Raw genomic sequence first — 13,010 nt, 5'->3', positions numbered from 1 at the left:
TAATTTAAATTGAGCGTATCAAGCAATGCTCGATGGCGCATCATAGCAGTTGGTATTTATGTCTTGGCGACGTTGTTTGATTATTTAATGGCGCACTCAACACTTTGAGCACTTCGTAACAAGCCCCCATCGTGTGGTAATCCGTTTTACCTGCTGGAGATTTGCAATGGTCTAGTTTCTGATTATTTGGGCTCAGTACGCGGTACCACGCACCATATTCATGATCAACAAAATATTGCCAGCTATACGCCCAGATTTGTTCATACCACTGCCAGTAGCGCGCCTCGCCAGTGCGATCTGCTAATAATGCAGCGGCAGCGAATGATTCGGCTTGCACCCAAAAATATTTGTCTTCATCGTAAGCGCGCCCGTCTAAGTCGTAGCCATACATTAAGCCACCATGAATCTGATCCCAGCCCGATGCCATTGCGGCATCAAATAAGGCGCGAGCGCGTGCCAAATGCCAAGCTTGTGGATCATGCCGATCTAAAATCAGCAATAATTTTGCCCATTCTGTTTGATGCCCAGTTTGAAAGCCCCAAGGTCGAAAAATATTACTTTTATCGCCTTTGTTATAAAGCAAATCCGGCGTCCAGTCGGGGTGAAAATGCTCCCACACTTGGCCATTGGTGAGTGCGGCTTGGCGCAAAGTAAAACGCTCAGCCAGTAATTTAGCTCTTTGCAAATAACGCTCTTCGCCGCTGGCTTCAAACGCGGCCAACATGGCCTCGCAGGCATGCATATTATCGTTTTGCCCGCGATATGCCGTTAACTGCCAATCCGCGTTGGCCTCACTGGCGTAAGCACCATAATCAATCAACCAAAAATGCTGCTCCATTAAGTCAAAGATTTCAGCGAGCCATTGCCGTGCTTCGTCGATGCCGCAACGCAGCGCGCAGGCATAAGCCAACATCACAAACGCTAAGCCATAACAATGATTGGTGGTATCGCTCACCTGCCCATCGACGAGTTCCCATGCATAGCCGCCGGTCTGCGGATTACGGTGAACCTGCCGAATAAAATCAATGCCGTGCTGCACGCGTTCCCGGTATTGCGCTTCGCCAAACTGCAGATACGCCATCGCATTATTAAAAACAAAGCGCGTTGACGAGACTAAATGCCGAGTGTGCGAGTCATACACCGTGCCATCATCGAGATAAAAATGAAAAAAACCTCCCGATGCATCCACCGATCTAGGATCGTAAAAGGCCATCGTGTGACGAATATGCTTGAGTAAAAATTCAGAACTGCGAAAGTCGGCCATACCAGAGTCCCTGATGAGCACAAACTGCTGCGCGATTAATCTAATGTCAATCTAATGTCGATGCGCTAGTAATCGAGCGCAATCAATGCCCTGCTAAGGTGCTATTTACCTCAGCCAATTGTGGTGCATACGCGCCCGGATATTGACACACGGTCGCTGCAGTAGCGGCAGCAAATTGGGCATGCTCTTGCGGGCTACGCGCCGGAAATGCCAATAAACTGGAGAGCCAACCGCCCATACTGGCGTCACCCGCCCCAACGGTATCGACCACGGTCACTGGTAATGCGGCAATGAAATCGACCTGACCATTGTGATATAAACGCAGACCCTGCGCGCCTTGGGTATACAAAATTTGCGCGTCGCCAGCCCATGCAATCACTTGTTCAAGCGCTAAATCTAAAGGTAACTCGGGCAATAAATGGGCGAGGTCTTCGTCAGAAATCTTAATCCAATCGGCAATGCTTAAGAAAGTTTCAAACCGTTGCCGATAATCTGGCCCCATTACATTGCGCCAATTGGGGTCATAGCTAATTTGAACGCCTGCTTGCTTTAACTCCATCGCCAAAGCGAGCAACTGACTGGCTAATGGCTCTCGAACCAAACCAAGTGAGCCAAAATGCGCAACATGCAATGATTCACGCCAATGGGGAGGCAGCAGCTCAATCTGAAAGGCAAGATCCGCCGTATCATTGCCCAAAAAGTAATACGCCGGCGGTTGAGTTTGATGCACAACGGCCATGAAGGGATTTTTGTCACTGCGCTGCAAAAAGCGCAGATCCAGCCCGGCGGCAGCCGACTGCTGAGCGATTTCTTCACCAAAACATTCATTGGAAATGCTGCCGGCAAACCCCGTCGCAATCCCAAGGCGGGCCGCAACTCGGGCCACATTCCAACAAGAACCGCCTGCGCGTGTTAGCCAATGCGAATCATCAAGCCGAATCATGTCAGTCAGCGCTTCACCAAACACCAATAAACGGGGATTTTGCATATTACTTTCACCATGTTGTTGTCTGGGTAAGAGTACCGTGCTTGGCGCAGCAATAACAAGTCGCAAAGCACCTTAGTCTGCCGTGATACACGCGGCTGATCCTGACGATCTAACCCTATCTATTTGGCGACGCAAAGCGGTACTGAGATAAAAATATCGTACTTAAATGCGCAATTAACTATTTTTTCTTTCGTGCATCTTGCTGCTCTTGCCGCAATTGATTGAGCCTTGCCTCAATCCCAGAGAGCAGGTAAAAATCATTTCCAGGCTGTTTCAGCGCCAATTCAAACTGTTCAAATGCAGCGGTATATTCTTGTAGCCTAACGTAGTATTCGCCTTGAGACTGATACTGCCGCATTAAATCACCTTGCTTGGCATACATCTTCGCCTGCCTTTGGTACAACCAAGCATCCGAAGGATAAAACTCCAAAGCATCATTCAAACTCGATTTAGCTTCAGCAAATTGACCACTGGCAATATAAGCATCAATCAAACCATAAAGTAATGCGCGATTGGCCGGAAAAGCCTGCACCGCATCACTCATGATTTGCACGGCTTCAGCGTTTTTGCCTTGCCCCAATTTAATATTGCCAGCCAAAAATGCCAACATTGGATGATTTTTAGCTTTAGATAAACTGGCTTTGGCCGTTTGCAGAGACTGCCACGCCAAATCATATTGCTGTAATAAATAATACGAATACGCCAAACCATAGTGCTGCGCAGTTTCATTGGCGTAGCGTTTTTCTTGAATGATGCCTTGATAATAAGGCACCCCATCACGCCCACCCATTTGCATCGCCCGCGACTTTTCTCGAATTAATAAAAATTCAAGGCTATCGGGAACCGCCTTAAATTTAATTTCACCCAAGCGCGCTTGGGCATCAGAAATACGCTTGAATGTAACGGGGTGAGTACGTAAAAAATCCGGGGCATTGTTTTCATACAATCGATTATGTTTTTGCAAGCGCTCAAAAAACACCACCATCGCACTGGGATCGTAGCCGGATTTTTTTAAGGTTTGCATGCCGATGCGATCGGCTTCTTGTTCAAACGAGTAGGTAAAATCAAGCTGTCTTTGCACCGCAACGCCCGTTCCCGCAGCAATGGCTGCAACTGCAGCGTCACCTCGACCGGCTTGCGACGCCAATAAAGCCACCGCAATCGATGCCAATGAAATCCACGGGCTGGATTTTGTACCATCAATTAAACGGGCAATATGTCGCTGACTGACGTGGGCGATTTCATGCGCCAACACGCTGGCGACTTCAGACTCATGCTGTGCTTGCACCAATAAACCGGTATGCACGCCGACAAAGCCACCCGGCATCGCAAAGGCGTTGACGCTGGCATCGAGTAAGGGGAAAAAAGTAAATTGAGGCTGGCTAATTTCAGCGGCGTCAGTCAGGCGATAGCCGACTTGATTCAGATAGGCAACGATTTCAGGGTCTTCGATCATTGCACCGCTACGGCGAATTTGCCGCATCGCATTTTCACCGATTTCACGCTCTTGTTGCGTACTCAAACCTTGCTGCGAAATATCGCCAAAATCTGGCATCTCGCCAGCTTGAAGTGGTGTTATGCCGCAAGCGGCGATCAACAAAGCAATTAATTTTTGTTTCACTACGCCCTACTTCTTAATGACACCCAGAATCAACGATTTAAACTGAAAACCACTGCAGCATCAATGCATAAATGACCAAATAGCGCAGCACTTTACCCAAAATCAGGTAAAGCATCACTGGGCGCCAAGGCCAACGCAGCCAACCGGCAACACCACACAACACATCGCCCATCAAGGGCACCCAAGACAATAATAAACTGACGGGTCCTAAACGCTGTAAGCGCGGCAACCACTTTGCTTCGGGCGCCTTAGGCAAACGGCGCCCTAAATACACCGTCAGCAAGCCACCAAGCACATTCCCCAAAGAGGCAACAGCAACCGCCAACCAACCTAAGTCGGGTTTAAAATGCAAAGCGGCCACTAATGCAGCCTCAGAATTACCCGGTAATATTGTTGCCGATAAAAAAGCCGTGGCAAATAAACCCGCTAACCATAAAGACAACTCAATCAAAAATGAAATGCCTCACCCGCATGCGCACTAATTGCAGCAGCAACATCACTGAATAATTCACCTTCGCCACGCGTATTGCGCCATTGCCCATCGACTAAGCGATAGTGATAGCCACCAGAACGCGCTGCCAGCCAGATTTCTTGATTGGCCGCATGGCGATTCACAATCACTTTGCTCGCGTCTTCAAATTCAATTTCTAATACATTGCCAGTGCATAGCGTGTCGACATCAAAATCAACCTCATCTAAAGCGACTTCAATTTGACGAAAAATTGCATCACTCACCGTTAAAAACTCTGATTCTGTCATTGCATATTCCTTGCATCATTCGCACGACGAACAGTCCTTCATCAAGGACTAGCATGCTAAAATAACCATTCTACCACCGACAGCCAAGCGACTATGCGCTCCCTATTTGCCTTTTTACTGACTGCTTTATTCCTCACCGCCTGTGGCTTTAAAGGTCCGCTGTATTTACCTACCGCAACGAGTGCGACGTCAACCAACACCAGCAATGACAATATGACGCGAGCCAGCAGCCCGTCAGCGTCGGCAGCAAGCGCCGTGAGTTTACAAAAATAAAACATCACGCTTGCAAGCCCAATTGAATCTTTTTCAGGCATAAAAAAAAGCGATCAGAAGATCGCCTTTTTTATGCCTAAATATGGTGTTAAAAACGCTCAGGCAGCTTTTGAATAATAATGATTTTTTTGTTTTCTAAGCGAATATAACCGCCAAAAACCAATTCTTTTAAAATCCGTGCAATCATTTCACGCGATGAGCCAACACGATCAGCAATCGCTTGCTGTGTTAATGGCTGAGAAATCATTTCCTGCCCATCAACGGTTTCTAGCATGGATTCAAATAAGGCCCGCACTCGGCCGTATACATCGAGCAATGCTAAATTTTTCATCGTGGTCGATAAAATCCGCACCATACGCGCCAAATTAAGAATGACAACATCCTTAACTTGCGGCTCACGATTGAGTGCCTCGCGAAACTCTTGCTTAGAAAACATTAAAAAGGTGCAGTTTTCTTCACACTGTACCGACCAGCCGCGTGGCTCGTCATCAAGTAAAGAAATTTCACCCATCGCATCACCCGGCTCAGCAATCAAAAAGACAAATTCCTTGCCTTGATTATCGCTACTAAAATAGCGAGTCTGGCCTTCAAGTAACACATACATGCCTTCTGCAGGATCACCTTCGCGGAAAACAAAAGCCCCTTTGGGCATGCTACGTTTCACGCCAACTTGAACCATATATTCAAGTTGTTCCTCAGAAAAACCTTGTAACAACGGTACATTTTGTAAAATAGATAGCATAAAAGCCTTGTAAATGACGCGTATCGCGCCTTATCAAATCAGCATCAGTGTAAAAGAATTTCAGCCAGTTACTTTTTTTACTCAATGGCAAAAAATAATACAGTTAAAACGGGTTAAATCTGTTTAGCTACAAATACTTCAATTTTTATAAATTAAAATTGCTCTGGTAATTTTTTCAAAATCACCAATCGCTTACGTCCGGTCTCTACGTAGCCGCCCGCTACCAGTTCTCGCATAATTTTAGCAATCATTTCACGCGAAGCGCCAACACGATCAGCGATATCTTGTTGACTCATTTGCTCGTCAATCAACAAACCTTCTGCTGTAGGTTGGGCTAAACGCTCGAACAAAACTCGAATTCGTCCATAAACATCTTTGAGTGCAAAATCTCTGACCATATTTGTCAAAGAAAAAATAATCTTCATTGCACTATTGAGCATTTGGTCTTTCAATTCTGGCGTAGTGAGTAATAAACTCATAAAGTCCGCTTTATGAATACTCATCACCACGCAATCGGTTTCGGCTTCAGCACAAATTGAACGACGCTCATCGCAAAACAAAGCCAACTCACCAAAAGAAATACCGGGCTCAGCAACGTGATAAACAAACTCTCGCCCACTGTCATTACTGGAGTAAAGCTTTAAACGCCCTTCCAATAACACATACATGCATTCGACCACGTCGTTTTCATAAAATAAAATTGTGCCTTTTGCAATATTACGCAAAATACCTAAGGATTCAACCTGTGCGAGTTCTGCATCAGTTAAAGAACAAAATAATTGTGTTTGTGCCAATATTGAACGCATTCATCATCCATTAATGTTTTGCAGCTTTTTCAGTTGCTGATGCTTCTGCGGCTTGTGAGGCCGGCATTGACGAATCAAGGTCGGCAATTGGCGACAATGAGCCAGTTTTTACATCCGGAGGTGGTGCGACCTCATTAATTTTTTTCGACTGCATATATTCATTCATTTCTTTCCAGCCAGCAAAAATATCAGCTTTGGCCACTTTGCCATTGCGCCGAAAACAGTCCTCTAAAGAACGGCCACTATGCCGACATGATGCGCCAATCGCTTTACCATTGGCTTTTTGTTTATTCAACATTTCTAGCATCTGATCACAGCCACTGAGCATCATCATCAATGGCAAAACCAGCGCTAGGGTTTTTACTGACTTCATAAGCAAGGGCCCGTAATTTTCAGTCAAGCCAAATTGTATGTGAAAAAGCCCATCACGTCGCAAAGACATAACGGGCTGACCTACTTAATTGCGCATTTTACGATAAATTGGGAGCTTACGCCTGCTGAATTCCAGCCAACATCCACCGTGGATCACCATCAATCGGGCGAACAAAGTGCCAGATTTCACGGAATGCCACAGGTGCTGCATGCAAACTTTCACTCACCGTACCAGAGAACTCAACGCTGGCGATCATACGACCCCCTTCATTGACCGCTTCAAGTACTTGCAGATTCAACACAGGGAACTCTGCGACATCTGTATTGCTGCCAATCTCATCTTTCAAGTCAGCAAACAACTCAGGCGTCATATAGCGGCGCATTTCTTCAGCTTGCGACGGCGAATTCAGCGACTGCATGTGCATAAAGCTTGCACGCGCTTGGCGTAAAAAGGCCGCAACTTCAGTGCCATCTGGCAAACGAGTGATTGGTGCTGCACTTAATGGTGCTGCCCCACCCCATGCTGCCGTTGGTGCTGCAGCGCCTTCACCAATTCGAAACACACGATCTTGCTCAACAGGTGCCGTTGATGCCGCTGGCATTGGTGACATACCGGCATAATTCATTGCATTAGGGCGTACGGCTTGCGCTTGAGCCTGTTGACGACGACGCATCCACATCACACCACCCGCAGTTAAAGCGCCGAGTAATAGCAAAGTACCCCATGGAATACCGCCATCACCTTGAGCAGAACCCGATGCATTGCCGCTATTGCCAAACATATAACCCAATAATGAGCCCGCAGCCAATCCACCCAATACACCGCCCATCATGCCCATGCCGCCTGATTTTTGCTGCACAGGTGCGGGTTGCTGTTTTGGTGCTTGTTGTTGCTGCATATTATTGCGCTGTGGCGCTGGCGCGGCTTGACGCTGCATTCCACCTGAGCGGCCACCGCCAACCCGTTTTGCTTCTGCCATATTGGCAGTAAACAAAGCAGTACTCATCATGACGACCATTAAAGTGTTCGCAAAACGCGCCATTTTAAAATCCTTGGTTAATTAGTAACTTTGTTTAGTTAGTTGGGTCAAAGAGTAATAAGTTCAATCCATTTAAAAATATTTACTAAAAAAACAAAGTCTATTGCCATAAAATCAAAGTGTTATCTTCAACACCAGTTACTTTAAACTACCCACTTAAGCACGCTGTCCACGCTCAATCGTAACCCCAACGCGAGCAACTTCTTGCAAAATACCCAATTTAGTGACCGAAACTTTAATCCAAGGGGCACCAAAATCATTCAGCACAATATTGGCAATATGCTCAGCCAAAGCTTCGAGTAGAAGAAAATGCTTGGCGGTTAAATCTTGCCGAATCTGCGTGACCACTTTGTCATAATCAATCGTGTCGTTTAAATGATCAGAAACACAGGCGCGCGCCGAAGGCAGGCCGATTTCTAAATCCAATTCGACGACTTGTGACTGTGTGCGTTCCCAGTCGTACCAACCCAATACCGTGCTGGCACGCACTTGCTGCAAATAAATAATATCCATGTAATCTGTTTACCGTCGGTGTACGTAACCGGTTTGAGGATGAAGCCGGTTTAGCTTAGAATCAAAACCCCCCAATTGTAGTGGAAATTTAGATGTCGCTGCCAATGTCATTGCTGATTATCGCCGCCTATTTACTCGGATCGCTGTCTTTTGCCGTGATTGTCTCGAAAACGATGGGCTTAGCTGATCCACGCACCTATGGCTCAAACAATCCAGGCGCTACCAATGTTTTACGCTCAGGCAATAAAAAAGCGGCTGCACTCACCTTACTTGGTGATGCATTAAAAGGCTGGATCGCCGTCTTTGCCGCCCAATGGATTGCCCCCCTGATCGGGCTTGGAGAAGCCGGCTCACCCAGCTACACCCTCGCCATTGCCGCCGTCATGATTGCCGTGACCATTGGTCATATGTGGCCGATTTTCTTTAAATTCAAAGGGGGTAAAGGTGTTGCCACTGCGGCAGGGATTTTATTGGCGCTCAATCTATGGCTTGGCTTAGCCACACTCGCAATTTGGATCTTTGTGGCCAAAGTCCTCAAGATCTCATCGCTATCGGCATTAATCGCAGCCGCAGCAACGCCGTTGCTGACCGCTTTATTATTGCCAAATCAAACCGTTTATCTTGGTGCGGTCACGGTGATTGCAGTGTTACTGATTCAACGGCACAAACAAAACATCATCGGTCTAATGAAGGGTAAAGAAAGCAAAATCGGTGATAACAGCAAGTCTTAAGTTTTCAGTCAACAGAAACCAAAAAGCCGAATAATAAATTCGGCTTTTTTATCGCTAAAAATTCAATCAACCTTGTTTGGTCGCATCCCGAACGATTCTGGCTTTTTCACGCACCCATTCACGATCTTTTTCTGTTTGGCGTTTATCATGTTGTTTTTTACCTTTTGCCAGACCAATCTCAACTTTGATAAAACCATTTTTCAGATGCATATTGACCGGCACCACGGTATAACCCGCGCGATCCACTTTCATCGCCAACTTATCGATTTCGCGTTGTTTGAGCAATAATTTGCGCGTACGGACCACATCGGGAACGACATGCGATGATGCATTAAGCAGCGGTGAAATATGGCAACCAAATAAATAAAAGTCACCATTTTTATGGATCACATAAGCTTCTTTGATTTGCACGCGGCCAGCTCGGATGGACTTAACTTCCCACCCTTCGAGCATAATGCCCGCTTCTAGCTTTTCTTCAATAAAGAAGTCGTGAAACGCTTTACGATTATCGACGATAACCATGATGCGTCTCCTGTACGGAAAAAAGAAAGGATTCTAGCATGCCAGCGCAGTACAAAGCACCTCAACGCATTCTTTGCCTCTATACCGGCGGTACCATAGGCTGCGCGCCAAGCCCTTTAGGTTTAGCGCCTAAAGCAGGGATTTTAAGTCCAGTAATTACCGACTTACTCGCACAACAGCATAACCTCGGCATTTCACTCACTTTACGCGAGTACCCTGAGGCACTCGACTCATCAAGTATGCAACCCTTAGATTGGCTAAGAATCGCCCAAGATATTGACGCTGCCTATCATCAATTTGATGGATTCATTATATTGCACGGCACCGACACCTTAGCTTGGACCGCTGCCGCACTCCACTGGCAACTGAGTCAAATCGATAAACCCGTCGTCATCACCGGTTCTCAGCGCCCGTGGCTGGAGTTGGGTAGCGATGCGCCGGCGAATTTTCAACTGGCACTTGAGGGCGTGCAAAGTCAACGCCGCGCGGTGATGGTGGCATTTAGTGGTTTGTTACTACCTGGGCATGCCGTAAAAAAACTCGACGCTGACGCCGATGCCGCATTTGCAGCGCCAAACTGGCAAGGGGAATGGCCAACTATTCAGGCTGGCAACTACCAGTTTTACCCGCTCAATCCAAGCCTAAACATTCTCAGTGTTAAACTTTACCCAGGCTGTGAGACTTGGTTAGCATCGAGTATAAATTCGCAGGTATTTGCTGGTATTGCCATAGAAACCTATGGTAGTGGCAACATACCCGACCATTTTTTATTAAAAAGTGCATTAAAAAATGCAGTTCAAGCAGGAAGCCTAATTATAAATTGTAGTCAGTGCATTCGAGGTCAAGTGCGCCAAGGGCATTACGCAGCAGGTAGTTTTTTACAAGAAATCAATGCATTAGCTGCCGATCGCTTAAGCGTAGAAGCGGCAACCACATGGCTCTACACGGCACTAGCCCAAAAAACTGACCATGATTCATTACGTAAGGCATGGCAAACTGCAACACATATGGTATAGTTGCGCCCTATCGTTATTTTGCATGCCAAAATACTCGACGGCGGGCCTCCCCGCATAGCTAGAAGGTGAACTTGGTCAGGTCCGGAAGGAAGCAGCCACAGCTTTTGATGCTAGTGCCGGGGGTCGGGCTCGCCACCTCACCCATACGCTATTGCCAAATTAACAATCAAAGTCCGCCAGACTTTGATCGACATCAACGCACGTCTTCACGAAAAAAAACATAATGGGTTTCGCAAGCTGATGCTTCGTGTATCTCCAGTGGTATTTTAGCGCCATTCACCAAAAACGGTTGAATGGCGTTTTTTTCACCTTGAATCCCTGCCCACTCCCCTGCATAATCGCGCAAATCCATTTTGGGCGCACAGCATGAAATTTCTTTTTGATCTATTTCCTATCCTGTTGTTTTTCGGCGCTTATAGCTATACCAACGATATTTTTCTAGCCACGGGCGTCACCATTGCAGCCACTTTTGCACAAGTGGTCTACAGCTGGATTCGCCATCGACATGTCGACAAAATGCTGTGGATTAGTCTGGTATTGATTACCATCATGGGCGGACTCACCATTGTCTTTCACAACAAACAATTTATTATGTGGAAGCCAACTGTTTTATATTGGCTATTTACCTTGGTACTCGTTGGCGCTTGGCATCTGAAGCAAAATAATTTAATTGAAAAACTCATGGGCGCACAAATGAATTTACCGCGCTCGATTTGGACTCGATTAATGTACGCTTGGGCCTTGTTTTTTCTCGCGATGGGCGCACTTAATATCTTCATATTTCATAGCTTTGACGAAGCCATTTGGGTCAAATTTAAAGTGTTTGGCACCTTAGTACTCACGCTCGTTTTTGTCGTGGCACAAAGTGTTTATTTATCCAAACATATTCAGCCCGAAGAAAAAGATTAATTAAACCATCGCAAGGATTGTTTAAATGCCTTTATACGCCATCATCGGTACCGATAAAGCAGATTCACTCGCCGATCGACTTGCTGTTCGACCAGCACATTTAGCGCGCATGGAACTACTTAAAGCGGAAGGACGTTTAGTCCTGGCCGGTCCATTCCCCGCCATTGACAGTGTGGACCCAGGTCCCGCTGGTTTTAGTGGTAGCTTGATTGTTGCTGAATTTGAGTCCCTGACAGACGCTAAAACATGGGCGTCAGCGGATCCTTATGTAACAAGTGGAATTTTTACCGATGTGTCAGTCAAGCCCTTCCGACATGTACTACCCTAAGAGTCTGGTATGATAAGCATTACCGAAGAAATCCGCCTGCGTTTAGCTGTGCTAGAGCCCGAAAACATTGATATTTTCGACGATAGTTCGGCGCATGCAGGACATGCCGGAGCCGCCAATGGCGGCGGTCATTTTGAAGTGACCATCGTTTCACCTGTATTTGCGGGTAAGAAATCGCTACAGAGACACCGTATGGTGTACCAGTATTTAGCTGACTTAATTCCAACACAAATACATGCACTCAGTATTCGAGCGTTAACGCCGGATGAATTTTAAAATAGAATTAGCCGATTCATAGAGGAAACACTGCACATGTTTAAAGCAAACCGTTTGGTTTTGGCAATTGCCGCAGCCACTCTAACCACAAGCGTTTTCGCCGCACCTGCCGGCACTTTAGCCACAGTGAATGGCGTTGCCATTCCAAGTAGCAAAGCGGAACTATTCATCAAAGAATTAACCGCGCGCGGCCAAAAAGATACGCCTGAATTGCGTGCTCAAGTGAAAGATGAACTCATTAAAAATGAAGTAATCTATCAAAATGCATTGAAAAAAGATCTGGCTAAAAACCCAGAAGTTCAAATGCAAATGGATATGATGAAACAACGGATTTTGATCGGCGCTGATATCAACGCATTTGTAAAAGCCAATCCAATTACCGACTCTGAATTACGCAAAGAATACGACAAAATCAAAGTCAACTTTGCTAGCAAAGAATTCAAAGCACGCCACATCTTGGTTCCAACTGAAGCTGAAGCCAACGCCATCATTGTTGACCTGAAAAAAGGCAAAAAATTCGATGAATTGGCTAAAGCCAAATCAATGGATAAAGGCAGCGCAACCAATGGCGGCGATTTAGGCTGGGCAAACCCAAATAACTTCGTGAAAGAATTTGGCTCTGCTTTAGCTGCTTTGCCAAAAGGCAAAATGACGGATAAACCAGTTAAAACTCAATTTGGTTTCCACATCATCAAGCTTGACGATGTACGTGAAGCCAAAGGCCCAAGCTTTGAAGAAGCCAAAGGCGAATTAATGCAGCAAATGCAAGCGCAAGAAGTGCAAAACTATGTGAACGAATTGGTTAAAAAAGCCAAAATCGACTAAGCATTGAAAGGCCATAAAAAAACCG

Annotated in this window: 19 protein-coding genes and 1 other RNA gene; 7 read left to right on the top strand and 13 right to left on the bottom strand. The window is 46.2% G+C overall.

The window, feature by feature from the left end; translation table 11 throughout:
• Nucleotides 1–40: 40 nt before the first annotated feature.
• The 11 genes from HQN60_RS10150 to HQN60_RS10100 form a co-directional block, all read right to left on the bottom strand.
• Nucleotides 41–1,264 (bottom strand): AGE family epimerase/isomerase, encoded by a 1,224-nt coding sequence (locus HQN60_RS10150; RefSeq protein WP_173533530.1) that lies wholly within the window; start codon nucleotides 1,262–1,264, stop codon nucleotides 41–43.
• An 82-nt stretch (nucleotides 1,265–1,346) separates the two neighbouring features.
• Nucleotides 1,347–2,252, bottom strand: coding sequence for a carbohydrate kinase family protein (locus tag HQN60_RS10145; protein WP_173533529.1), 906 nt, complete (start codon nucleotides 2,250–2,252; stop codon nucleotides 1,347–1,349).
• A gap of 178 nt (nucleotides 2,253–2,430) precedes the next feature.
• Nucleotides 2,431–3,873: a beta-barrel assembly-enhancing protease gene (locus tag HQN60_RS10140; RefSeq protein ID WP_173533528.1), complete on the bottom strand. Its 1,443-nt coding sequence runs from the start codon at nucleotides 3,871–3,873 to the stop codon at nucleotides 2,431–2,433.
• A 37-nt stretch (nucleotides 3,874–3,910) separates the two neighbouring features.
• Entirely contained in the window at nucleotides 3,911–4,324 is a 414-nt protein-coding gene (locus HQN60_RS10135) for a YqaA family protein (RefSeq protein ID WP_308419402.1), read from the bottom strand.
• Nucleotides 4,321–4,632, bottom strand: coding sequence for an iron donor protein CyaY (cyaY, locus tag HQN60_RS10130; protein WP_173533527.1), 312 nt, complete (start codon nucleotides 4,630–4,632; stop codon nucleotides 4,321–4,323). Before cyaY ends, HQN60_RS10135 begins: the two co-directional genes overlap by 4 nt.
• Before the next feature lie 56 nt (nucleotides 4,633–4,688).
• Nucleotides 4,689–4,946, bottom strand: coding sequence for a hypothetical protein (locus HQN60_RS16510; RefSeq protein WP_254456614.1), 258 nt, complete (start codon nucleotides 4,944–4,946; stop codon nucleotides 4,689–4,691).
• Between the two features lie 47 nt (nucleotides 4,947–4,993).
• A complete protein-coding gene (locus HQN60_RS10120) occupies nucleotides 4,994–5,647 on the bottom strand; it encodes a Crp/Fnr family transcriptional regulator (protein WP_173533525.1) in 654 nt (217 codons plus the stop codon).
• Between the two features lie 152 nt (nucleotides 5,648–5,799).
• Nucleotides 5,800–6,453 carry a Crp/Fnr family transcriptional regulator gene (locus HQN60_RS10115; RefSeq protein ID WP_173533524.1) on the bottom strand — a complete coding sequence of 218 codons (654 nt, stop codon included), beginning with the start codon at nucleotides 6,451–6,453 and terminating at the stop codon, nucleotides 5,800–5,802.
• Nucleotides 6,454–6,463: 10 nt separating this feature from the next.
• Nucleotides 6,464–6,826, bottom strand: a complete 363-nt coding sequence (locus HQN60_RS10110; RefSeq protein ID WP_173533523.1) for a hypothetical protein — start codon at nucleotides 6,824–6,826, stop codon at nucleotides 6,464–6,466.
• A 115-nt stretch (nucleotides 6,827–6,941) separates the two neighbouring features.
• Entirely contained in the window at nucleotides 6,942–7,868 is a 927-nt protein-coding gene (locus HQN60_RS10105; protein ID WP_173533522.1) for a Tim44 domain-containing protein, read from the bottom strand.
• Between the two features lie 153 nt (nucleotides 7,869–8,021).
• Nucleotides 8,022–8,378 carry a dihydroneopterin aldolase gene (locus HQN60_RS10100; protein ID WP_173533521.1) on the bottom strand — a complete coding sequence of 119 codons (357 nt, stop codon included), beginning with the start codon at nucleotides 8,376–8,378 and terminating at the stop codon, nucleotides 8,022–8,024.
• Between the two features lie 92 nt (nucleotides 8,379–8,470).
• Here HQN60_RS10100 and plsY point away from each other — a divergent pair, with 92 nt between their 5' ends.
• Nucleotides 8,471–9,109 carry a glycerol-3-phosphate 1-O-acyltransferase PlsY gene (plsY, locus tag HQN60_RS10095; protein ID WP_173533520.1) on the top strand — a complete coding sequence of 213 codons (639 nt, stop codon included), beginning with the start codon at nucleotides 8,471–8,473 and terminating at the stop codon, nucleotides 9,107–9,109.
• Between the two features lie 66 nt (nucleotides 9,110–9,175).
• Here the strand turns inward: plsY and smpB are convergent, their stop codons facing one another.
• A complete protein-coding gene (smpB, locus tag HQN60_RS10090; protein WP_173533519.1) occupies nucleotides 9,176–9,631 on the bottom strand; it encodes an SsrA-binding protein SmpB in 456 nt (151 codons plus the stop codon).
• 38 nt (nucleotides 9,632–9,669) lie between these two features.
• Between smpB and HQN60_RS10085 the strand changes: the two genes are divergently transcribed.
• Together HQN60_RS10085 and ffs are read left to right on the top strand one after the other, a co-directional pair.
• The gene (locus HQN60_RS10085; RefSeq protein ID WP_173533518.1) at nucleotides 9,670–10,647 is read left to right on the top strand and encodes an asparaginase; all 978 of its coding nucleotides are present in this window, start codon (nucleotides 9,670–9,672) and stop codon (nucleotides 10,645–10,647) included.
• A gap of 39 nt (nucleotides 10,648–10,686) precedes the next feature.
• Nucleotides 10,687–10,784, top strand: an RNA gene (gene ffs, locus HQN60_RS10080) — signal recognition particle sRNA small type.
• 56 nt (nucleotides 10,785–10,840) lie between these two features.
• Here ffs and HQN60_RS10075 read toward each other — a convergent pair.
• Nucleotides 10,841–10,999 carry a hypothetical protein gene (locus HQN60_RS10075; protein WP_173533517.1) on the bottom strand — a complete coding sequence of 53 codons (159 nt, stop codon included), beginning with the start codon at nucleotides 10,997–10,999 and terminating at the stop codon, nucleotides 10,841–10,843.
• A gap of 14 nt (nucleotides 11,000–11,013) precedes the next feature.
• On the opposite strand from HQN60_RS10075, the gene HQN60_RS10070 reads away from it, so the two are divergent.
• From HQN60_RS10070 to HQN60_RS10055, 4 genes are read left to right on the top strand one after another with little or no spacing between them, the layout of a single operon-like run.
• On the top strand, nucleotides 11,014–11,556 hold the full coding sequence (locus HQN60_RS10070) for a septation protein A (RefSeq protein ID WP_173533516.1): 543 nt from the start codon (nucleotides 11,014–11,016) through the stop codon (nucleotides 11,554–11,556).
• Between the two features lie 25 nt (nucleotides 11,557–11,581).
• Entirely contained in the window at nucleotides 11,582–11,884 is a 303-nt protein-coding gene (locus HQN60_RS10065) for a YciI family protein (RefSeq protein WP_173533515.1), read from the top strand.
• Nucleotides 11,885–11,893: 9 nt separating this feature from the next.
• A complete protein-coding gene (locus HQN60_RS10060; RefSeq protein ID WP_173533514.1) occupies nucleotides 11,894–12,160 on the top strand; it encodes a BolA family protein in 267 nt (88 codons plus the stop codon).
• A gap of 36 nt (nucleotides 12,161–12,196) precedes the next feature.
• On the top strand, nucleotides 12,197–12,985 hold the full coding sequence (locus tag HQN60_RS10055; RefSeq protein ID WP_173533513.1) for a peptidylprolyl isomerase: 789 nt from the start codon (nucleotides 12,197–12,199) through the stop codon (nucleotides 12,983–12,985).
• Nucleotides 12,986–13,010 lie beyond the last annotated feature (25 nt).

The sequence above is a fragment of the Deefgea piscis genome, from assembly GCF_013284055.1.
Lineage (GTDB): Bacteria > Pseudomonadota > Gammaproteobacteria > Burkholderiales > Chitinibacteraceae > Deefgea > Deefgea piscis.
Note: the sequence above shows the minus strand (reverse complement) of the source record. Positions and strands in the feature narration are given on the sequence as shown.